At 60.2% G+C, this 18,392-nt stretch carries 19 protein-coding genes; 14 read left to right on the top strand and 5 right to left on the bottom strand.

All coding sequences use genetic code 11. The features are described from left to right. Positions 1 to 58: 58 nt before the first annotated feature. The gene (gene gloB, locus J4E42_RS27720; RefSeq protein WP_207286642.1) at positions 59 to 826 is read right to left on the bottom strand and encodes a hydroxyacylglutathione hydrolase; all 768 of its coding nucleotides are present in this window, start codon (positions 824 to 826) and stop codon (positions 59 to 61) included. Positions 827 to 891: 65 nt separating this feature from the next. Here gloB and J4E42_RS27715 point away from each other — a divergent pair, with 65 nt between their 5' ends. Further along, positions 892 to 1,650: a methyltransferase domain-containing protein gene (locus J4E42_RS27715; RefSeq protein WP_008038260.1), complete on the top strand. Its 759-nt coding sequence runs from the start codon at positions 892 to 894 to the stop codon at positions 1,648 to 1,650. Positions 1,651 to 1,740: 90 nt separating this feature from the next. Further along, positions 1,741 to 2,193: a ribonuclease HI gene (rnhA, locus tag J4E42_RS27710; protein WP_008028618.1), complete on the top strand. Its 453-nt coding sequence runs from the start codon at positions 1,741 to 1,743 to the stop codon at positions 2,191 to 2,193. 96 nt (positions 2,194 to 2,289) lie between these two features. On the opposite strand, the gene J4E42_RS27705 is transcribed toward rnhA, so the two are convergent. Next, positions 2,290 to 2,601, bottom strand: a complete 312-nt coding sequence (locus J4E42_RS27705) for a DUF2388 domain-containing protein (protein WP_008038263.1) — start codon at positions 2,599 to 2,601, stop codon at positions 2,290 to 2,292. A gap of 190 nt (positions 2,602 to 2,791) precedes the next feature. On the opposite strand from J4E42_RS27705, the gene dnaQ reads away from it, so the two are divergent. The 3 genes from dnaQ (at position 2,792) to J4E42_RS27690 (ending at position 6,665) form a co-directional block, all read left to right on the top strand. Next, complete coding sequence (gene dnaQ / locus J4E42_RS27700; RefSeq protein WP_008038265.1) at positions 2,792 to 3,550, top strand: DNA polymerase III subunit epsilon; 759 nt, start codon at positions 2,792 to 2,794, stop codon at positions 3,548 to 3,550. A gap of 230 nt (positions 3,551 to 3,780) precedes the next feature. Further along, the gene (locus J4E42_RS27695) at positions 3,781 to 6,036 is read left to right on the top strand and encodes an Orn/Lys/Arg decarboxylase N-terminal domain-containing protein (protein ID WP_207286641.1); all 2,256 of its coding nucleotides are present in this window, start codon (positions 3,781 to 3,783) and stop codon (positions 6,034 to 6,036) included. 14 nt (positions 6,037 to 6,050) lie between these two features. After that, positions 6,051 to 6,665 carry a GNAT family N-acetyltransferase gene (locus J4E42_RS27690; RefSeq protein ID WP_207286640.1) on the top strand — a complete coding sequence of 205 codons (615 nt, stop codon included), beginning with the start codon at positions 6,051 to 6,053 and terminating at the stop codon, positions 6,663 to 6,665. Here the strand turns inward: J4E42_RS27690 and J4E42_RS27685 are convergent. Continuing rightward, positions 6,631 to 7,524 carry a LysR family transcriptional regulator gene (locus J4E42_RS27685; RefSeq protein WP_008038270.1) on the bottom strand — a complete coding sequence of 298 codons (894 nt, stop codon included), beginning with the start codon at positions 7,522 to 7,524 and terminating at the stop codon, positions 6,631 to 6,633. The genes J4E42_RS27690 and J4E42_RS27685 overlap by 35 nt on opposite strands. Positions 7,525 to 7,612: 88 nt before the next feature. After that, positions 7,613 to 7,840, bottom strand: a complete 228-nt coding sequence (locus J4E42_RS27680; protein WP_008028606.1) for a hypothetical protein — start codon at positions 7,838 to 7,840, stop codon at positions 7,613 to 7,615. Between the two features lie 176 nt (positions 7,841 to 8,016). Between J4E42_RS27680 and J4E42_RS27675 the strand changes: the two genes are divergently transcribed. The 3 genes from J4E42_RS27675 (at position 8,017) to J4E42_RS27665 (ending at position 10,371) form a co-directional block, all read left to right on the top strand. Next, positions 8,017 to 8,577 carry an NADPH-dependent FMN reductase gene (locus J4E42_RS27675; protein ID WP_008028605.1) on the top strand — a complete coding sequence of 187 codons (561 nt, stop codon included), beginning with the start codon at positions 8,017 to 8,019 and terminating at the stop codon, positions 8,575 to 8,577. Positions 8,578 to 8,710: 133 nt separating this feature from the next. Beyond that, positions 8,711 to 9,058, top strand: coding sequence for a metalloregulator ArsR/SmtB family transcription factor (locus J4E42_RS27670; protein WP_008028603.1), 348 nt, complete (start codon positions 8,711 to 8,713; stop codon positions 9,056 to 9,058). Between the two features lie 29 nt (positions 9,059 to 9,087). Continuing rightward, the gene (locus tag J4E42_RS27665; RefSeq protein ID WP_207286639.1) at positions 9,088 to 10,371 is read left to right on the top strand and encodes an arsenic transporter; all 1,284 of its coding nucleotides are present in this window, start codon (positions 9,088 to 9,090) and stop codon (positions 10,369 to 10,371) included. A gap of 114 nt (positions 10,372 to 10,485) precedes the next feature. Here J4E42_RS27665 and J4E42_RS27660 read toward each other — a convergent pair whose 3' ends face one another. Further along, the gene (locus tag J4E42_RS27660) at positions 10,486 to 11,436 is read right to left on the bottom strand and encodes a DUF1853 family protein (protein ID WP_207286638.1); all 951 of its coding nucleotides are present in this window, start codon (positions 11,434 to 11,436) and stop codon (positions 10,486 to 10,488) included. 112 nt (positions 11,437 to 11,548) lie between these two features. Between J4E42_RS27660 and J4E42_RS27655 the strand changes: the two genes are divergently transcribed. The 6 genes from J4E42_RS27655 to pepN are packed head-to-tail and all read left to right on the top strand — an operon-like array spanning position 11,549 to position 18,059. Beyond that, positions 11,549 to 12,439 carry an NAD(+) kinase gene (locus J4E42_RS27655; protein WP_008028599.1) on the top strand — a complete coding sequence of 297 codons (891 nt, stop codon included), beginning with the start codon at positions 11,549 to 11,551 and terminating at the stop codon, positions 12,437 to 12,439. Further along, positions 12,436 to 13,410 carry a metallophosphoesterase gene (locus tag J4E42_RS27650; RefSeq protein WP_207286647.1) on the top strand — a complete coding sequence of 325 codons (975 nt, stop codon included), beginning with the start codon at positions 12,436 to 12,438 and terminating at the stop codon, positions 13,408 to 13,410. Before J4E42_RS27655 ends, J4E42_RS27650 begins: the two co-directional genes overlap by 4 nt. Continuing rightward, positions 13,407 to 14,276: a rhomboid family intramembrane serine protease gene (locus J4E42_RS27645; RefSeq protein WP_008038279.1), complete on the top strand. Its 870-nt coding sequence runs from the start codon at positions 13,407 to 13,409 to the stop codon at positions 14,274 to 14,276. Before J4E42_RS27650 ends, J4E42_RS27645 begins: the two co-directional genes overlap by 4 nt. A gap of 27 nt (positions 14,277 to 14,303) precedes the next feature. After that, the gene (locus J4E42_RS27640; protein WP_008028592.1) at positions 14,304 to 14,564 is read left to right on the top strand and encodes a YeaC family protein; all 261 of its coding nucleotides are present in this window, start codon (positions 14,304 to 14,306) and stop codon (positions 14,562 to 14,564) included. Beyond that, a complete protein-coding gene (locus J4E42_RS27635; protein WP_207286637.1) occupies positions 14,561 to 15,391 on the top strand; it encodes a DUF2797 domain-containing protein in 831 nt (276 codons plus the stop codon). Before J4E42_RS27640 ends, J4E42_RS27635 begins: the two co-directional genes overlap by 4 nt. A gap of 10 nt (positions 15,392 to 15,401) precedes the next feature. Continuing rightward, entirely contained in the window at positions 15,402 to 18,059 is a 2,658-nt protein-coding gene (pepN, locus tag J4E42_RS27630) for an aminopeptidase N (protein WP_008038283.1), read from the top strand. Positions 18,060 to 18,392 lie beyond the last annotated feature (333 nt).

Raw genomic sequence — 18,392 nt, 5'->3', positions numbered from 1 at the left:
AGAAAGCGCACCCTCTGCGGTCAACCATTCAGATTTTTCGCACCAACGGCAAGCCCTCTCAGAACTTATCCTTCCAAGCGCGCAGAGCAGCAAAAACCGCACTCGGAGCCCGGTTATAGGTGCCATTCCGTTCGTCCACTTTTTCTTTAACAGATGTTTCGTCGACACGTAAAAACGGGTTTGTCAGCTTTTCCAGAGCGATCGACGAAGGCAGCGTGATGATGCCTGCTGCACGTTGTTCGGTGACTTTTGCCAGTCGTGCGGCCGTGTGCGGATTACCCGGTTCAACCGCTGCGGCGAAGCGCAGGTTGCTCAGGGTGTATTCATGCGTGCAATACACCTGCGTATCCTCGGGAAGGGATGCGAGGCGTGTCAGCGAGGTGTGCATTTGCTCGGGCGTGCCTTCGAACAGCCGCCCGCAACCGGCGGCGAACAGGGTGTCGCCGCAAAACAGCAGGCCCTGATGATAAAAAGCGATGTGTCCCAACGTGTGACCGGGTACTTCGATGACTTCAAAGTCGCAGCCGAGCACGCTGATACGGTCGTTGTCCTTGAGCGCGACGTCCCGCGCCGGAATGGTTTCACTGGCCGGGCCGTAGACCTTCGCGTCCGTCGCTTTTTTCAACTGTTCGACGCCGCCGACATGGTCGTGATGATGGTGAGTGATCAAAATATCACTCAGTGCCCAACCCGGATTCGCCGCGAGCCAGGCCTGGACCGGCGCGGCATCGCCGGGATCGACCACCGCACAGCGTCGCGTGTCGGGGTCTTGCAACAACCAGATGTAGTTGTCGGTGAAGGCGGGCAGGGCACTGATCTGTATCATCGTCGGATTCGCCAAGCGGAAAACAATGGCGCATCTTAGAACTTCCTGGCGCGTTGGAGAATGCAATGACTGATAAAGCGTTCGCTCAGGCTGATCCTGACTGGCTGGCCCTGATCAGCGCGGCCCGTGAATGGCTGTCCGGCCCCATCGGGCAGTTTCTGCTGGACGAAGAACGCCGCATGCTCGAAGACGAGCTGGGGCGCTTCTTCGGTGGCTATCTGGTGCATTACGGTCCTTCGGCCGAGACACCGCCGTCGGCGCCGCAGGTCCAGCGCAATGTGCGGCTGGGTGCGCCATTGCCGGGTGTCGAGATTGTGTGTGAAGAGCAGGCCTGGCCGTTGAGCGAGCACGCTGCCGATGTGGTGGTGTTGCAGCACGGCCTGGATTTCTGCCTGTCGCCCCATGGTTTGCTGCGCGAAGCGGCGAGCAGCGTGCGTCCCGGCGGGCATTTGCTGATCATCGGGATCAACCCCTGGAGCAGCTGGGGCTTGCGCCACGTGTTCGCCCATGACGCCTTGCGCAAGGCGCGGTGCATTTCGCCGTCGCGGGTCGCCGACTGGCTGAACCTGCTGGGCTTCGCGCTGGAGAAACGCCGCTTCGGGTGCTATCGTCCGCCGCTTGCGTCCCCGGCCTGGCAAGCCCGTTTGGCCGGTTGGGAGCGCAAGGCCGGTGATTGGCAACTGTCGGGTGGCGGCTTCTATTTATTGGTCGCGCGCAAGATCGTGGTCGGCCTGCGGCCGGTTCGTCAGGAACGTCGCGAGCCGATGGGCAAGTTGATTCCATTGCCGATGGCCAAGGTCAACCGCCGCAACATCGAGCCGTAACACTTTTTATATTCCCGGCCGGGCGCGTCCCGGCCTCGGGCATCGTCGATCAACGGTCGGCGGGCCACCGCATTTTCTGGATAGATTGGCATGAGCGATAGCGTAGAACTCTTCACCGACGGCGCCTGCAAGGGCAATCCTGGCCCAGGCGGCTGGGGCGCATTGCTGGTGTGCAAGGGCGTTGAAAAAGAACTCTGGGGTGGCGAAGCCAACACCACCAACAACCGTATGGAGCTGATGGGCGCGATTCGCGGGCTGGAAGAACTGAAGCGTTCCTGCGACGTGCTGCTGGTGACAGACTCGCAGTATGTGATGAAAGGCATCAACGAATGGATGGACAACTGGAAGAAACGCGGCTGGAAAACGGCAGCGAAAGAACCGGTAAAAAATGCTGACCTGTGGAAATTGCTGGACGAGCAAGTCAACCGCCACAACGTCACCTGGAAGTGGGTGCGCGGGCACATCGGGCATCACGGCAACGAGCGGGCCGACCAGTTGGCTAACCGTGGCGTGGATGAAGTGCGCGGTTACAAACAAGCCTGACCTTTGTAGGAGCCGGCTTGCCGGCGATAGCGTTCCTGAGATCAATACAAGGCTCAGGACCTATCGCCGGCAAGCCGGCTCCTACAAGATCGGTGTTCACAGCATCAAAATGGCGTTGGCCAGTTGTTGGTCTGAATACTGATCGCTCAGCCCGCCACGAATCCTCTCGAATGCCGCTTCAATCCGCGCCCCGCGAATCTCCCCGTCACTCGCCACAAACGCTGCCGCATCATCCTTGGCCGCCAGCACAATCTTGTCGTCCTTGAATGATCCGCTCGTGCCCTTGGACGAACTCAAGGTCAGGCTCAACGTGATATCGGTGCTGATTACAAAACTGGTGGCCTGGGCGGTGGTTGCGATCAGGCAACCGCCCAGGACCAGCAGGCGTAGCGATTGTGTGGTGGTCATGACGAGCTCAAATCCATCGGAAACAAGCCGCGCACGCTATCAAGCCGTTCTTTGCCAGACTTTATGAACATTGCTAATGATTGTTAAAAACTGCATGAGCTTCAGTCATTTGCCTGTGCGCACGCCTGATCCCGTGGGCGTGTTAACATCGCCGTTTTTGCACGATTGACCCGTTGAGAGCTGAGCACTGATGGCCACCAGATCCGTTGTACTCGATACCGAAACCACCGGCATGCCGGTGACCGACGGCCACCGGATTATCGAAATCGGTTGTGTCGAGTTGATCGGTCGGCGCCTGACCGGCCGGCATTTTCACGTTTACCTGCAACCGGACCGCGAGAGTGATGAAGGCGCCATCGGCGTTCACGGCATCACCAACGAATTCCTGGTAGGCAAGCCGCGCTTCACTGAAGTGGCTGATGAGTTTTTCGAATTCATCAAGGGCGCGCAGCTGATCATCCATAACGCGGCGTTCGACGTTGGCTTCATCAACAACGAATTCGCCCTGATGGGCCAGCACGATCGTGCGGACATCACGCAACACTGCTCGATCCTCGACACCCTGATGATGGCCCGGGAACGTCACCCGGGGCAGCGCAACAGCCTCGATGCCTTGTGCAAACGTTATGGCGTCGACAACTCCGGCCGTGAGCTCCACGGCGCCTTGCTCGACTCCGAGATTCTCGCCGACGTTTACCTGACCATGACCGGCGGCCAGACCAGCCTGTCGCTGGCCGGCAATGCGTCCGACGGCAACGGGTCTGGTGAGGGGGCGGACAACTCAGCCACGGAGATCCGCCGTTTGCCGGCCGATCGCCAGCCAACCCGTATCATCCGCGCCAGTGAAGATGATTTGGCGCAACACATGGCCCGTCTGGAAGTCATCGCCAAATCCGCCGGTGCGCCATCGCTGTGGCAGCAACTGCTTGAGGCTGAAGCTCAGGCGTAAATCTCGAGATAGACATCGAATCTGTAGGAGCCAGCTTGCTGGCGATTGCGGCGGGGCAGTCGACACGTTCATTGCCTGAACGGACGCGATCGCCGGCAAGCCGGCTCCTACAGGGTTATGCGATCCACTCGTGACCCATTTCGGGGCATTGCACTCGCCACAAGCGCCTCAACCCTCTACCCTGAGGTTATTGGCAGGCTACGGACTGCCGCCTCAGGACACTGAGCCCCATGTATAAAGATTTGAGATTCCCGGTCTTGATCGTCCATCGCGACATCAAGGCCGACACGGTTGCCGGTGATCGGGTGCGTGGCATCGCCCGGGAGCTGGAGCAGGAAGGTTTCAGCATTGTCTCGGCAGTGGATTACACCGAAGGGCGGTTGGTCGCGTCGACCCATCATGGCCTCTCGTGCATGTTGATCGCCGCCGAAGACCCCAGCGCCAACTCCCATCTGTTGCAGAACATGGCCGAACTGATCGGTCTGGCGCGGGTGCGTGCGCCGGATTTGCCGATTTTCGCGCTGGGCGAGCAGGTGACGCTGGAAAACGCCCCGGCCGATGCGATGGACGAGCTCAATCAGCTGCGCGGTATTCTCTATTTGTTCGAAGACACCGTGCCGTTTCTGGCACGGCAGGTCGCACGAGCCGCACGCAAATACCTGGATGGCCTGCTGCCACCGTTCTTCAAGGCGTTGGTGCAACACACCGCCGACTCCAACTATTCCTGGCACACGCCCGGCCACGGTGGCGGCGTGGCCTATCACAAGAGCCCGGTGGGGCAGGCGTTTCACCAGTTTTTCGGGGAAAACACCCTGCGTTCGGACTTGTCGGTGTCGGTGCCGGAACTCGGTTCGCTGCTCGACCACACCGGCCCTCTGGCCGAGGCGGAAGCGCGAGCGGCGCGCAACTTTGGCGCCGATCACACCTTCTTCGTGATCAATGGCACCTCGACGGCCAACAAGATTGTCTGGCATTCGATGGTCGCCCGCGATGACCTGGTGCTGGTGGACCGCAACTGCCACAAGTCGGTATTGCACTCGATCATCATGACCGGCGCGATTCCGTTGTACCTGTGCCCGGAACGCAACGAGCTGGGGATCATCGGCCCGATTCCGCTGAGTGAATTCAGTCGCGAATCGATTCAGGCCAAGATCGACGCCAGCCCGTTGACCAAGGGCCGTGCGCCCAAGGTCAAACTGGCGGTGGTGACCAATTCGACCTACGACGGCCTCTGTTACAACGCCGAACTGATCAAGCAAAGCCTGGGCAACAGCGTCGAGGTGCTGCATTTCGATGAAGCCTGGTATGCCTATGCGGCGTTTCACGAATTTTTTGCCGGACGTTACGGCATGGGCACTTCGCGCAGCGCGGACAGCCCGCTGGTGTTCACCACTCATTCCACCCACAAACTGTTGGCGGCGTTCAGTCAGGCCTCGATGATTCACGTCCAGGACGGCGGTGCGCGGCAACTGGATCGCGACCGCTTCAACGAAGCGTTCATGATGCACATCTCCACGTCGCCGCAGTACAGCATCATCGCCTCTCTGGATGTGGCGTCGGCGATGATGGAAGGTCCGGCGGGTCGCTCGCTGTTGCAGGAAATGTTCGACGAAGCCCTGAGTTTCCGTCGGGCACTGGCGAATTTGCGTCAGCATATTGCCGCTGATGATTGGTGGTTTTCCATCTGGCAGCCGCCGTCGGTGGAAGGCATCGAGCGCGTGGTGACGGAAGACTGGCTGCTGCAACCCGATGCCGACTGGCACGGTTTTGGCGGCGTGACCGATGACTACGTGCTGCTCGATCCGGTCAAGGTCACGCTGGTGATGCCGGGCCTCACCGCCGGCGGTGCGTTGAGCGAGCGCGGGATTCCGGCGGCGGTGGTCAGCAAATTCCTCTGGGAGCGTGGGCTGGTGGTCGAGAAGACCGGGCTCTATTCATTTCTGGTGCTGTTCTCCATGGGCATCACCAAGGGCAAATGGAGCACGTTGCTGACCGAGTTGCTGGAGTTCAAGCGCAGTTACGACGCCAACGTCAGCCTCGTGACCTGCCTGCCCTGCGTGGCGCAACAGGAAGGCGCGCGTTACAAGGGCATGGGGCTGCGCGATTTGTGCGATCAACTGCACGCCTGTTACCGCAGCAATGCCACGGCCAAACATCTCAAGCGCATGTACACCGTGTTGCCGGAAATCGCCATGAAGCCGGCTGACGCTTATGATCATCTGGTGCGTGGCGAGGTGGAAGCAGTGTCCATCGATGCGCTGGACGGCCGCATCGCCGCGGTGATGCTGGTGCCGTATCCGCCGGGGATTCCGTTGATCATGCCCGGCGAACGTTTCACCGAGTCGACCCGCTCGATCATCGATTACCTGGCGTTTGCCCGCACGTTCGATAGCAGTTTCCCGGGGTTTGTCGTCGATGTGCACGGCTTGCAACACGAAGACGAGGGCAATGGGCGGCATTACACCGTCGATTGCATCAAGGAGTGAGGACCTTTCCCAGTATGCAACCGGTCATGAATCCGAAATACCCAGGGCTGTCGGTTCGCGTTGCCGACGACGGCTTTGCGGCTTACATCTGGGGCAGTGATTTCAGTTTTGAAGTCACGGCCTATGTCGCCGCCGAAATCGGCAAACCGATGGAGCAATGGGCGGTCACGCCAATTACCCCTTACCGCAAGTGCTATGGCATCGATCCCGAGGAATTCAGCAGTTTCCGCGACGCCGCCGACAGCGCGATTTTCATGGCTTATCTCGATGATGAGCCAGTGGGCCACCTGGTGATCAGCACCAACTGGAACGGCTTTGCCCATATCGACGAGTTGGCGGTCCACGCGCCGGCCCGCCGGCATGGCGTGGCCAAGGCGCTGCTGGATGTGGCGCAGTTCTGGAGCCGCAAGAAAAAACTGCCGGGCATCATGCTCGAAACCCAGAACAACAATCTGGGCGCATGTCGGCTGTATGAGCGCTGCGGTTATGTGATGGGGGGTGTCGATCATCTGCGCTATCGCGGCATCGACCCGAACACCGCCGAAATCGCATTGTTCTGGTATCGACTATTCGACAATCCGCTGGAAAGCCCGATCAGCTCGCCAACATCGCCACGGCTTGTTCCGTGACGATGTCCAGCAGTGCCTGAAGGGCAGGGGAAGGCTCGCCGTTCTTCAGGGTCAGGGCGTAGACGCTGATCGGCACGGCGGGCGCCAGCGGGCAGGCATCCAGGCCGGCGGATTTGGCCCCGAGCGCGGTGAACGGGTCGACAATCGCCAGGCCTTCACCGGCTTCGACCATGCTGCGCATCATCTGGTGAGTCTGAACCCGGGTGTGAATCACCGGGGCAGGGCGCAGGGCGTGCAGTTTGTTGTCGAGCGCCGGGCTCAGCGGATCATGACCTTCCAGGCCGACCATCGACTGCCCCGCCAGGTCTTGCAGCGAAATGTACTTCTGCTTCGGTTGCAGCCAGCCATGGGGGGCCAGCAGCTGGAGTTTGCCCTGGGCAATCACCTGGCAGTGAATATCGGCATGGTCGGGATCATGCAGGCTCAGGCCCAGATCGCTTTCGCGCAGCAGCAGGCTTCTGACGATGTCGCGGGTGGGTTGGCTCAGGAGGCTGCAAGGCACGTCGGGGAGACGCCGGCGCAACGCCGCGATGCTCTGTGGCAACAACTGTTGTGCCAAGGGCGGCGTGCAAATGATGCGAAGGGGTGGGGCCTGATATTGCTTGAGGCTGCTGGCCAGTCGCAGGACCGGCTCGAGCGCATCGTAGACGTGGGCGATTTCGACCTGGAGCTCCCGCGCCTCGCGCGTGGCTTGCAAGCGTCCACGCACGCTGGAAAACAGCATGAAACCCAACTGACTCTCAGCGTCACGCAGAATGCCTTCGACCTCGGCCACTGGCAGCTGCAGCCATTCGGCGGCGGTGCCAAGGTGACCGGTCTGCAGGAGCGCCTGGATCACTTCGATATGACGTAAACGCATGCGTGAAGTCCATGTTCAGCAGGTGAGGGAGTCAGTGGCTGAATCCTAACCCAAGTCCGCGCATAAGACTTCTGCTCATAACGCGAGGTTATGAGGCGACGCTGGCTTCGGGTTCACGAATGAGGGTGACGCCCGATTGCACCAGCAGAAACTCGTTCTCATCAAGCTTGTTGACGCGGTCGCCAATGGCCAGCTTGTAGGTGGTGACAGCGGTGAGGCCGTCTGCCGAAGGGGTGGATTCCTGGAACTCATGCACGGAATAGACACGGCCTTCCGCGTCTCTTGCATGGAACTGACTGACGAGTACTGCTGCCATCTGCTTAGAACCTCTGGAGATAAATCACTCAATTTGCGGTTCTGTAGACCGTGGTTGGGCGAGGTAAGTTTTCCTACAGGAAAAAAATAGTCAGGGGCGGCGTTTTTCAGTCGCCCACTGCTTGAATCGTCATCTATAACTACAAGCTCTTTCCATCGGACAGTCGAGAATCTTCCATGAGCAATGTCTACACGATCGCCGTTCTGGTCGGCAGCTTGAGAAAGGAATCGATCAACCGCAAGGTGGCGTTGGCCCTGGCCGATCTGGCACCTGCAAATCTCAAGCTCAACATCGTCGAAATTGGCGACTTGCCGCTCTACAACGAAGACATCGATGGCGAATCACCGCCGGCAGCCTACAGCACTTTCCGGCAACAAGTGAGTTCATCCGACGCGTTGCTGTTCGTCACCCCGGAATACAACCGTTCGGTTCCTGCGCCGTTGAAGAACGCAATCGACGTCGGTTCGCGTCCATATGGCAAGAGCGCCTGGGGTGGCAAGCCGGGTGCGGTGATCAGCTGTTCACCGGGGGCTATCGGCGGGTTTGGCGCCAACCATCATTTGCGCCAGTCCATGGTGTTTCTCAATGTGCCTTGCATGCAACAACCGGAAGCCTACTTGAGCGGTGCCGGTTCGGCCTTCGATGAAGCGGGCAGATTGTCCGAGACGGTGAAGCCGTTTTTGCAGAGTTTCATCAATGCGTACGGGCAGTGGGTCGAGCAGCATAAGAAAGTCTGAAAACCACTTTGATAGCCGCTGCCGAATGCAGGCTCGGCAGCGGCTGCACAAACAAACGTTTCCAGACTTTGCTTTACTGGATATTCGAAATTCCATATATTCACGCCTCGTTTGTCCGGAGGCGTTTCCCTGTATGTCCGACTCTTACAGTCCCGTCGATGTTTTCAAGGCCCTGGCCGATGACACGCGCAGCCGTATCGCGCTGTTGATCGCCCGCGAAGGCGAGTTGTGCGTGTGCGAGTTGACCGCCGGGCTGGATTTGAGTCAGCCGAAAATTTCCCGTCACCTGGCGCTCTTGCGTAGCAATGGGCTGTTGGCGGACCGCCGTCAGGGGCAATGGGTGTTCTATCGCCTGCACCCGGACCTGGCGCCTTGGGTCGTCACTCTGCTGCACGGCGCGCTGGCTGAACATCAAGGCTGGCTGGCTGCCGATGTCGCACGCCTTCAAGCCATGACCGATCGACCTGTACGTTGCTGTTAATCCCTGATTTCTGTTGAAGGCTGCTTTGCATGCTCATTGCGTCGTTGATTTTCCTGCTGACCATCACCCTGGTGATCTGGCAACCCAAAGGCCTCGGTGTCGGTTGGAGTGCGGTGTTCGGCGCCGTGCTGGCGCTGATTTTCGGTGTGGTGCACCTCAGTGATATTCCGCTGGTGTGGCAGATCATCTGGAACGCCACCGGCACTTTTGTAGCGCTGATCATCATCAGCCTGTTGCTGGATGAGGCGGGGTTCTTTGCCTGGGCGGCACTGCATGTCGCAAGGTGGGGGCGGGGCAGTGGGCGCAAGTTGTTTGCCTATATGGTGCTGCTCGGCGCGCTGGTGTCGGCCTTGTTTGCCAACGACGGGGCGGCGCTGATCCTCACGCCCATCGTGATTTCCATGCTGCTGGCGTTGCGCTTTTCCCCGGCGGCGACCCTGGCGTTCGTGATGGGCGCCGGGTTTATTGCCGACACTGCCAGCCTGCCGCTGGTGGTGTCGAACCTGGTGAACATCGTTTCCGCCGACTTCTTCCACATCGGCTTCAATCGCTACGCGGCGGTGATGGTTCCGGTCAACCTGGTGAGCGTTGCGGCGACACTGGCGGTGTTGATGTGGTTTTTCCGGCGCGACATTCCCAAGGATTACAACCCTGAGCAACTGGAGCATCCGTCCAGTGCGATCCATGACACGGCGACGTTTTATGCCGGTTGGGCGGTGTTGCTGATCCTGTTGATCGGGTGTTTTGCGCTGGAACCGCTGGGTATTCCCATCAGTGCCATTTCGGCGGTGTGCGCGGCGTTGCTGCTGGCCATTGCTGCCCGAGGCCACAAGATTTCCACGCGCAAGGTGCTGAAAGAAGCGCCGTGGCAGATCGTGATTTTCTCGCTGGGCATGTATCTGGTGGTCTACGGCCTGCGTAACGCCGGGCTCACCGGGTATCTGGCGGGTTGGCTGGACGGTTTTGCCGGTTACGGCGTCTGGGGCGCGGCCATGGGTACGGGTGTGCTGACGGCGCTGTTGTCGTCGATCATGAATAACCTGCCGACGGTGCTGATTGGCCTGCTGTCGATTGACGCGAGTCAGGCGAGCGGAGTGGTGAAGGAGGCGATGATCTACGCCAACGTGATCGGCAGTGACCTAGGGCCGAAGATTACGCCGATTGGCAGCCTGGCGACGTTGTTGTGGCTGCATGTGCTGGAGCGCAAGAGCATTCGGATCGGCTGGGGGTATTACTTCAAGGTCGGGATTGTGTTGACGGTGCCGGTGTTGTTGGTGACGTTGGCGGCGTTGGCTGTGCGGTTGTCCGTTTAAACCGCATCGACCCCTTCGCGAGCAGGCTCGCTCCCACAGGGATTTTGTGAACGCCGCAAATCCAATGTGGGAGCGAGCCTGCTCGCGATGGGGCCAGTCTAGTCACTACAAAAACTAACCACTGCCCGGCACATTCGGCCAAAGATCCGCCACCAGAAACAAGCGCTCCGCTTCCTCCCACTCCCCATTCGCATTCTCGATCAACCGCACCAGCAACTGCGCCGGCGCCAGCGGTTCCAGATCGCTCAGCCACGCTTGCAGCTGTTGCGTGCTCCAGGTCTGCTCGGCCGGGTAGTGCGCCGGCGCCAGCCAGGCATGGCGGGGCAGGGGTTGCCAGCGACCGAACGGGCGCTGCGTGACAAAATCATTCCAATCCTTTTGATGCAGCCAGCTACCGCGCAAATGCTGCGGGTGCGCACCGCTTGGGGCTTCGGATTGCCCCGGCCACGGATAAAGCAGATAGCCGCCCAGCCACAAATGCGCACTGAACTGCTGGATGTCCAGCGCCGCCAGGACCTCGCGGCTCTCCGGTCGCGCGGAAATCGGCAGCTGATGCTGGCTCAGGTGCGCCAGTTTGCGGTCCAGCCGATCGTGGCAGCCTGGCCCCAGCCAGTGCGCGGTGTTATGCCCCGCGCCATTTTGCGGGCCGAGGTAAAGCTTGATCGCCAGTTCCAGGTGATGCACGCCGTCGCGATCGCGCAGCAGCATATCCAGTTCACCCAGCGTGTGGCCTTCGCGACGGATTGGCATGTTCGCGGCAATCAGGTCGATGCCCGGTGCATGGCGCACCGCGTATTGCCACAGCCGTTCGTAATACAGACCCAGGCGCCGGGTCCGGGCCTGGGCCAGCCAGTGCAGCAAGTCGTAGCTGTCGTGATCCAGTTGCCGCAGCCAGAGTTCCAGCCGTTCCGGCGCCTGCACCCAGTCACTGCCGGCCAGTGGATGGCGTTGCGGCCACGGCGTGACCTCCAGCATCGGCGGCGCGAGGATGACCCAGGCCAGGTCGCGGACCTCGGGGTGGCGCAACTGGTGGGGTAACTGCAGCAAATCGGGAAATAGGATCATCTTGCGAGCATAGCCCTAAACCTGAGTGCGCCCTTGTGGCTGAAAGGATTTTGTCTATCCCGCGCTTTCGCCCATAATCGTGGTTTTCGCCGTCGCAAACCGTAGGGGCACCATGGAGCAATTTCGTAATATCGGCATCATCGGTCGCCTGGGCAGTTCGCAGGTGCTGGATACCGTCCGCCGACTGAAACGGTTTCTGCTCGATCGTCACCTGCACGTGATCCTCGAAGACACCATCGCTGAAGTCCTGCCGGGTCATGGCCTGCAAACTTCATCGCGCAAGATGCTCGGTGAAGTCTGTGACATGGTGATTGTGGTCGGCGGTGACGGCAGCCTGCTTGGCGCCGCGCGCGCACTGGCCCGACACAATATTCCGGTGCTCGGCATCAACCGTGGCAGCCTCGGTTTCCTGACCGATATTCGCCCTGATGAACTGGAAGTCAAAGTCGCCGAAGTACTCGACGGCCACTATCTGGTGGAAAACCGCTTCCTGCTGCAAGCCGAAGTCCGCCGCCACGCCGAGGCCATCGGCCAGGGCGATGCGCTGAACGATGTGGTGCTGCACCCCGGCAAATCGACGCGCATGATCGAGTTCGAGCTGTACATCGACGGCCAGTTTGTCTGCAGCCAGAAGGCCGACGGCCTGATCGTCTCCACGCCGACCGGCTCGACCGCGTACGCGCTGTCGGCGGGCGGCCCGATCATGCACCCCAAACTTGACGCTATTGTGATTGTGCCGATGTACCCCCATACCTTGTCGGGTAGACCGATTGTGGTCGATGGCAACAGTGAGCTGAAAATCGTCGTGTCCAAGGATATGCAGATCTACCCGCAAGTCTCCTGTGACGGGCAGAACCACTTCACCTGCGCGCCGGGTGACACCATCACCGTGAGCAAGAAAGCGCAGAAGCTGCGGCTGATTCATCCGCTTGACCACAACTACTACGAAGTCTGCCGGACCAAACTCGGCTGGGGCAGCAAGTTGGGGGGTGGAGGCGACTGATGCTCGATCCCGCGCGAAGTTATGACCTTATCGGTGACGTGCACGGTTGCGCCCTGACCCTTGAGCACTTACTCGACCTGCTCGGTTATCACAAACAGGGCGGCGTCTGGCGGCATCCGTCGCGCATGGCGGTGTTCGTCGGTGACATCATCGACCGCGGCCCGCGGATTCGCGAGGCGCTGCACATCGTCCACGACATGGTCGAGGCTGGCCAGGCGTTGTGCATCATGGGCAACCATGAATTCAACGCACTCGGCTGGAGCACGCCAGCGCCGCCGGGCAGCGGCAAGCAATTCGTCCGTGAACACACGCCACGTCATGCGCGCCTGTTGGGTGAAACCCTGACCCAGTTTGAAGACCATCCCGCCGACTGGCATGACTTCCAGCAATGGTTCTACGAACTGCCGCTGTTTGTGGATGCCGGGCGTTTCCGTGTGGTTCACGCCTGCTGGGATGCGGGCTTGATCGAGCCGCTACGCGCTCTGTTTCACGACGGCTGCGTCGATGAACATTTCCTCCAGGCCTCGGCCGTGCCGGGCAGTTTTGCCTGCACCGTGTTCGACCGTTTGCTGCGCGGCACCGACATGCGCTTGCCTGACGGGTTGACCATGACCAGCGGCGATGGCCTGACGCGCTCGTTCTTTCGCACCAAATTCTGGGAAGACGACCCGCAAACCTACGGAGACATCGTGTTCCAGCCTGACGCTTTACCGGAACCCGTGGCCCGAACGCCGCTGTCGTCCACCGAGAAAAACACCTTGCTGCGCTATGGCGTTGACGAGCCCTTGTTGTTCGTCGGCCACTACTGGCGCAGCGGCAAACCGGCGCCGATCCGCCCGAACCTGGCCTGCCTGGATTACAGCGCGGTGCTTTACGGCAAGCTGGTCGCCTATCGACTGGATCAGGAAACCCGGCTCGATCCGCACAAATTCGTCTGGGTCGACGTCGAACGGCCGGAGGCACTTCGATGAGCGCCGTGGCCGTTTTACGCCTGCCGCTGGCGGTGGATCTGAGCGGGTTCGTCAAACTGCTGCAACGCATGCAGGTGCCGCATCGGGTCAGCGAAGAGCAGGGCGAGCAGGTGTTGTGGGTGCCCGCCAATATCAGTGAAGACGTGCGTGCGTTGTACGAGCGTTTTCCGACGGGTGATCCCGATCAGCAACTGGACATCCCGGTGGCGATAACCGCGAAGCGTCCTGGTTTCGTCGAGCAATTGCGCCACGCCAAAGCGACGGCGGCGGTGCTGCTGCTGAGCCTGATCGTCGGTGCGGTGACGCTGCTGGGCGAAAACCTCGACACGATGCGCTGGTTGACCTTCCTCGATTTCCGGGTGGTCGGCGAATACATCCATTTCACGCCATTGGCCGACAGCCTGGCAGCGGGGCAGTGGTGGCGTCTGGTGACGCCGATGCTGATCCACTTCGGCATCCTCCACTTGGCCATGAACGGCATGTGGTATTGGGAACTGGGGCGACGCATTGAGTCGCGTCAAGGCGGCATCAACCTGATTGGCCTGACCCTGCTGTTCGCCCTGGTGTCGAACTACGCGCAGTTTTATTTCAGCGGCCCGACCTTGTTTGGCGGGTTGTCCGGCGTGCTGTATGGCCTGCTCGGGCATTGCTGGATCTTTCAGATCCTGTCGCCGAACCGCGCTTATCGCCTGCCTCGCGGGGTGCTGGTGATGATGCTGGTGTGGCTGCTGCTGTGCCTGTCCGGGCTGGTCTCGATGATCGGCTTCGGTGAAATTGCGAACGCCGCCCACGTCGGCGGGTTACTCATCGGATGCTTCACCGGTTTGTTGGGTGGTTTGTACAACCGCCGTAAACTGGCCGCCTAAAAAAGTTATGTAAGTTCGGAGACCTTGATGTCCTCTTTTAACGAAATGATCAAAAACATCACCCCCGATATCTACCAGAGCCTGAAACTGGCGGTGGAAATCGGCAAATGGTCCGACGGTGGCAAACTCACCGCCGAACAACGCGAACTGTCGCTGCAAGCGATGATCGCCTGGGAAATCCAGAACCTGCCCGAAGACCAGCGCACCGGTTACATGGGCGTGCAGGAATGCGGCTCGAAGTCGATTGAAGTGCCGAATATCCTGTTCAAGTCGGATGCCATCCATTGATCGAGATTGGCCGCGGTACAATCAGTAAAATGTCGGCCCGCCTGGACGGGGCCGACGTGCAGTACGCGTTTCGTCTGGGCGATGTCGAAGTGCCGGTCAACCCGTTGATCGGCACCACGGTACGCCTGGAATACCTGGGGGCGATCCACTGCTGCCATTGCGGGCGCAAGACCAAAACCAGTTTCAGCCAGGGTTACTGCTACCCGTGCATGACCAAACTGGCGCAGTGCGATATCTGCATCATGAGCCCGGAGCGCTGCCACTACGACGCCGGCACCTGCCGTGAGCCGGAGTGGGGCGAGAAGTTCTGCATGACCGATCACATCGTGTATCTGTCGAACTCGTCCGGGGTCAAAGTCGGGATTACCCGCGCGACCCAACTGCCGACACGCTGGATTGACCAGGGTGCTCGTCAGGCGTTGCCGATCATGCGTGTTGCGACCCGTCAGCAGTCAGGCTTCGTCGAAGACCTGTTCCGCAGTCAGGTGGCGGACAAGACCAACTGGCGTGCTTTACTCAAGGGCGAAGCGGTTTCGGTGGACCTTGTCGAAGTTCGCGATCAGCTGTTTGAAAGCTGCGCCGAAGGCCTGCAAACCTTGCAGGAACGATTTGGTCTGCAGGCGATCCAGACTATTAGCGATGCCGAGCCGCTGGAGATCCGTTATCCGGTGGAGCAATACCCGGCCAAAATCGTCAGCTTCAACCTGGACAAGAACCCGATTGCCGAAGGCACGCTGCTGGGGATCAAGGGCCAGTACCTGATCTTCGACACCGGCGTGATCAATATTCGTAAATACACGGCTTATCAGCTCGCCGTGCATCAGTAAGGACTCCAGCATGCGCACCGAACAACCGAAGATGATCTATTTGAAAGACTATCAGGCGCCTGAGTACCTGATCGACGAGACGCACCTGACCTTCGAGTTGTTCGAGGACCACAGCCTGGTCCATGCGCAACTGGTGATGCGCCGCAACCCTGAGCGTGGCCCGGGCCTGCCGCCGCTGGTGCTGGACGGTCAGCAACTCGATCTGCTGTCGGTGACCCTGGCCGACCGCGAATTGACAGCTGCCGACTATCAGTTGACCGAGAACCACCTGACGCTGCATCCGACCAGCACCAGCTTCACGGTCGACACCAGCGTACGCATTCACCCGGAAACCAACACCGCGCTGGAAGGCCTGTACAAGTCCGGCACGATGTTCTGCACCCAGTGCGAGGCCGAAGGCTTCCGCAAGATCACCTATTACCTCGACCGCCCGGACGTGATGAGCACGTTCACCACCACGGTCGTCGCGGAGCAGCACAGCTACCCGGTGCTGCTGTCCAACGGCAACCCGATTGCCAGCGGTCCGGGTGAAGACGGCCGCCATTGGGCGACCTGGGAAGACCCGTTCAAGAAACCGGCGTACCTGTTCGCATTGGTGGCCGGTGATTTGTGGTGCGTCGAAGACACCTTCACCACCATGACCGAGCGCAACGTGGCGCTGCGCATCTACGTCGAGCCGGAAAACATCGACAAGTGCCAGCACGCCATGAACAGCCTGAAGAAATCCATGCGCTGGGACGAAGAAGTCTACGGTCGTGAATACGACCTGGACATCTTCATGATCGTTGCGGTCAACGACTTCAACATGGGCGCCATGGAGAACAAGGGCCTCAACATCTTCAACTCCAGCGCCGTGCTGGCCCGCGCTGAAACCGCGACCGACGCCGCGCATCAGCGTGTCGAAGCGATCGTCGCTCACGAATACTTCCACAACTGGTCGGGCAACCGCGTGACCTGCCGCGACTGGTTCCAGTTGTCGCTGAAGGAAGGCTTCACGGTGTTCCGCGATTCCGGTTTCTCCGCCGACATGAACTCGGCCACCGTGAAGCGCATCCAGGACGTGGCTTACCTGCGCACTCATCAGTTCGCCGAAGACGCAGGTCCCATGGCTCACGCCGTGCGCCCGGACAGCTTCATCGAGATTTCCAACTTCTACACCCTGACCGTGTACGAAAAGGGCTCGGAAGTGGTCGGCATGATCCACACCTTGCTCGGCGCCGACGGTTTCCGTAAAGGCAGCGACCTGTATTTCGAGCGCCATGACGGCCAGGCCGTGACCTGCGATGACTTCATCAAGGCCATGGAAGATGCCAACGGTGTCGACCTGACCCAGTTCAAACGCTGGTACAGCCAGGCTGGCACGCCGCGTCTGGCGGTGAGCGAGTCCTACGACGCAGCAGCGAAAACCTACAGCCTGACGTTCCGTCAGAGCTGCCCGGCGACCCCGGACAAGGTTGAAAAACTGCCGTTCGTGATCCCGGTTGAATTGGGCCTGCTGGATTCCAAAGGCGCGCCTGTTGCCTTGCGCCTGTCCGGCGAAGCCAGCGCCCAGGGCACCTCGCGCGTCATTTCGGTGACCGAAGCCGAACAGACCTTCACCTTCGTCGATATCGCTGAGCAACCGCTGCCTTCGTTGCTGCGCGGCTTCTCGGCGCCGGTGAAACTGAGCTTCCCGTACAACCGCGACCAACTGATGTTCCTGATGCAGCACGACAGCGACGGTTTCAACCGCTGGGATGCCGGTCAGCAGTTGTCGGTGCAAGTGCTGCAAGAGCTGATCGCCCAGCAGCAGAAGGGCGAGAAGCTGGTGCTGGATCAGCGCCTGATTTCGGCCTTGCGTACCGTGCTGTCGGACGAGACGCTGGATCAGGCGATGGTCGCCGAAATGCTCTCGCTGCCGGGTGAGGCGTATCTGACCGAGATCAGCGAAGTGGCTGACGTTGATGCCATCCACATCGCTCGCGAGTTTGCCCGCAAGGCGTTGGCAGATGGTTTGTTCGAGGCGTTGTGGTCGCGTTACCAGGCCAACCGCGCTCTGTCGAAACAAACCCCGTACATTGCCGAAGCCGAGCACTTTGCCCGTCGTGCCTTGCAGAACATTGCGCTGTCGTACCTGATGCTCAGTGGTCAATCGCAAGTAATGGCGGCGACGCTTGAGCAGTTCGAGACCAGCGACAACATGACCGAGCGCCTGACGGCATTGGCGGTGTTGGTGAATTCGCCGTTCGAAGAAGAAAAAGCCCTGGCGCTGGCCGGTTTTGCCGAGCACTTCAAGGACAATCCGCTGGTCATGGATCAGTGGTTCAGCGTTCAGGCGGGCAGTACGTTGCCGGGCGGGCTGGAACGTGTGCGTCAGTTGATGCAGCATCCGGCGTTCAACATCAAGAACCCGAACAAGGTGCGGGCGCTGGTCGGTGCGTTTGCCGGGCAGAACCTGATCAACTTCCATGCGGCGGATGGTTCGGGGTATCGCTTCCTGGCGGATCTGGTCATCGAACTGAACGGGTTCAACCCGCAGATTGCTTCTCGCCAACTGGCGCCGCTGACGCGCTGGCGCAAATACGACGATGCTCGTCAGGCGTTGATGAAAGGGGAGCTGGAGCGGATTCGTGCTTCGGGTCAATTGTCCAGTGATGTGTTTGAAGTGGTCAGCAAAAGCCTGGCCTGAGTCTGGCTTTGGATCCTGTAGGAGCGAGGCTTGCCCGCGAAGGCTGTGTGTCGGGCGCGTTTTTTGATGGTGTGCATATCCATTGCTGCGGTAACGGCGGCTGGCGGTTTCGCTCTTACAGCGACTCACTTTTCCAGACGCCGAAAAGTAAGCAAAAGGCTTTGCCCCTGACGTACGGCCCTTCGCCTAGGCTCAGGGTACCCTCGCTCCGGTCCTGCTCCGTGGGCCCGCCGCCATCGGCCATCCATGGCCGGGGGCGGCTACCGCGGCATCCTTGCCGCGGTGCCCACTGCGCAGAACCTCCACTCGGCCTCCCGACGGGGCAGATCAAAA

This window comes from Pseudomonas sp. FW300-N2A2, assembly GCF_017351735.1.
Classification (GTDB): Bacteria; Pseudomonadota; Gammaproteobacteria; order Pseudomonadales; family Pseudomonadaceae; genus Aquipseudomonas; species Aquipseudomonas migulae.
This window is presented reverse-complemented; position numbering and strand designations above follow the sequence as displayed.

Excerpts from the sequence above, each read along its gene's own strand:
- dnaQ (WP_008038265.1), top strand. The coding sequence starts at position 2,792 with ATGGCCACCAGATCCGTTGTACTCGATACCGAAACCACCGGCATGCCG.
- J4E42_RS27715 (WP_008038260.1), top strand. The coding sequence starts at position 892 with ATGACTGATAAAGCGTTCGCTCAGGCTGATCCTGACTGGCTGGCCCTG.
- J4E42_RS27665 (WP_207286639.1), top strand. The coding sequence starts at position 9,088 with ATGCTCATTGCGTCGTTGATTTTCCTGCTGACCATCACCCTGGTGATC.
- J4E42_RS27640 (WP_008028592.1), top strand. The coding sequence starts at position 14,304 with ATGTCCTCTTTTAACGAAATGATCAAAAACATCACCCCCGATATCTAC.
- pepN (WP_008038283.1), top strand. The coding sequence starts at position 15,402 with ATGCGCACCGAACAACCGAAGATGATCTATTTGAAAGACTATCAGGCG.
- J4E42_RS27695 (WP_207286641.1), top strand. The coding sequence starts at position 3,781 with ATGTATAAAGATTTGAGATTCCCGGTCTTGATCGTCCATCGCGACATC.
- J4E42_RS27660 (WP_207286638.1), bottom strand. The coding sequence starts at position 11,436 with ATGATCCTATTTCCCGATTTGCTGCAGTTACCCCACCAGTTGCGCCAC.
- J4E42_RS27670 (WP_008028603.1), top strand. The coding sequence starts at position 8,711 with ATGTCCGACTCTTACAGTCCCGTCGATGTTTTCAAGGCCCTGGCCGAT.
- J4E42_RS27705 (WP_008038263.1), bottom strand. The coding sequence starts at position 2,601 with ATGACCACCACACAATCGCTACGCCTGCTGGTCCTGGGCGGTTGCCTG.
- J4E42_RS27675 (WP_008028605.1), top strand. The coding sequence starts at position 8,017 with ATGAGCAATGTCTACACGATCGCCGTTCTGGTCGGCAGCTTGAGAAAG.
- J4E42_RS27645 (WP_008038279.1), top strand. The coding sequence starts at position 13,407 with ATGAGCGCCGTGGCCGTTTTACGCCTGCCGCTGGCGGTGGATCTGAGC.
- gloB (WP_207286642.1), bottom strand. The coding sequence starts at position 826 with ATGATACAGATCAGTGCCCTGCCCGCCTTCACCGACAACTACATCTGG.
- J4E42_RS27680 (WP_008028606.1), bottom strand. The coding sequence starts at position 7,840 with ATGGCAGCAGTACTCGTCAGTCAGTTCCATGCAAGAGACGCGGAAGGC.
- J4E42_RS27690 (WP_207286640.1), top strand. The coding sequence starts at position 6,051 with ATGCAACCGGTCATGAATCCGAAATACCCAGGGCTGTCGGTTCGCGTT.
- J4E42_RS27685 (WP_008038270.1), bottom strand. The coding sequence starts at position 7,524 with ATGCGTTTACGTCATATCGAAGTGATCCAGGCGCTCCTGCAGACCGGT.
- J4E42_RS27655 (WP_008028599.1), top strand. The coding sequence starts at position 11,549 with ATGGAGCAATTTCGTAATATCGGCATCATCGGTCGCCTGGGCAGTTCG.
- rnhA (WP_008028618.1), top strand. The coding sequence starts at position 1,741 with ATGAGCGATAGCGTAGAACTCTTCACCGACGGCGCCTGCAAGGGCAAT.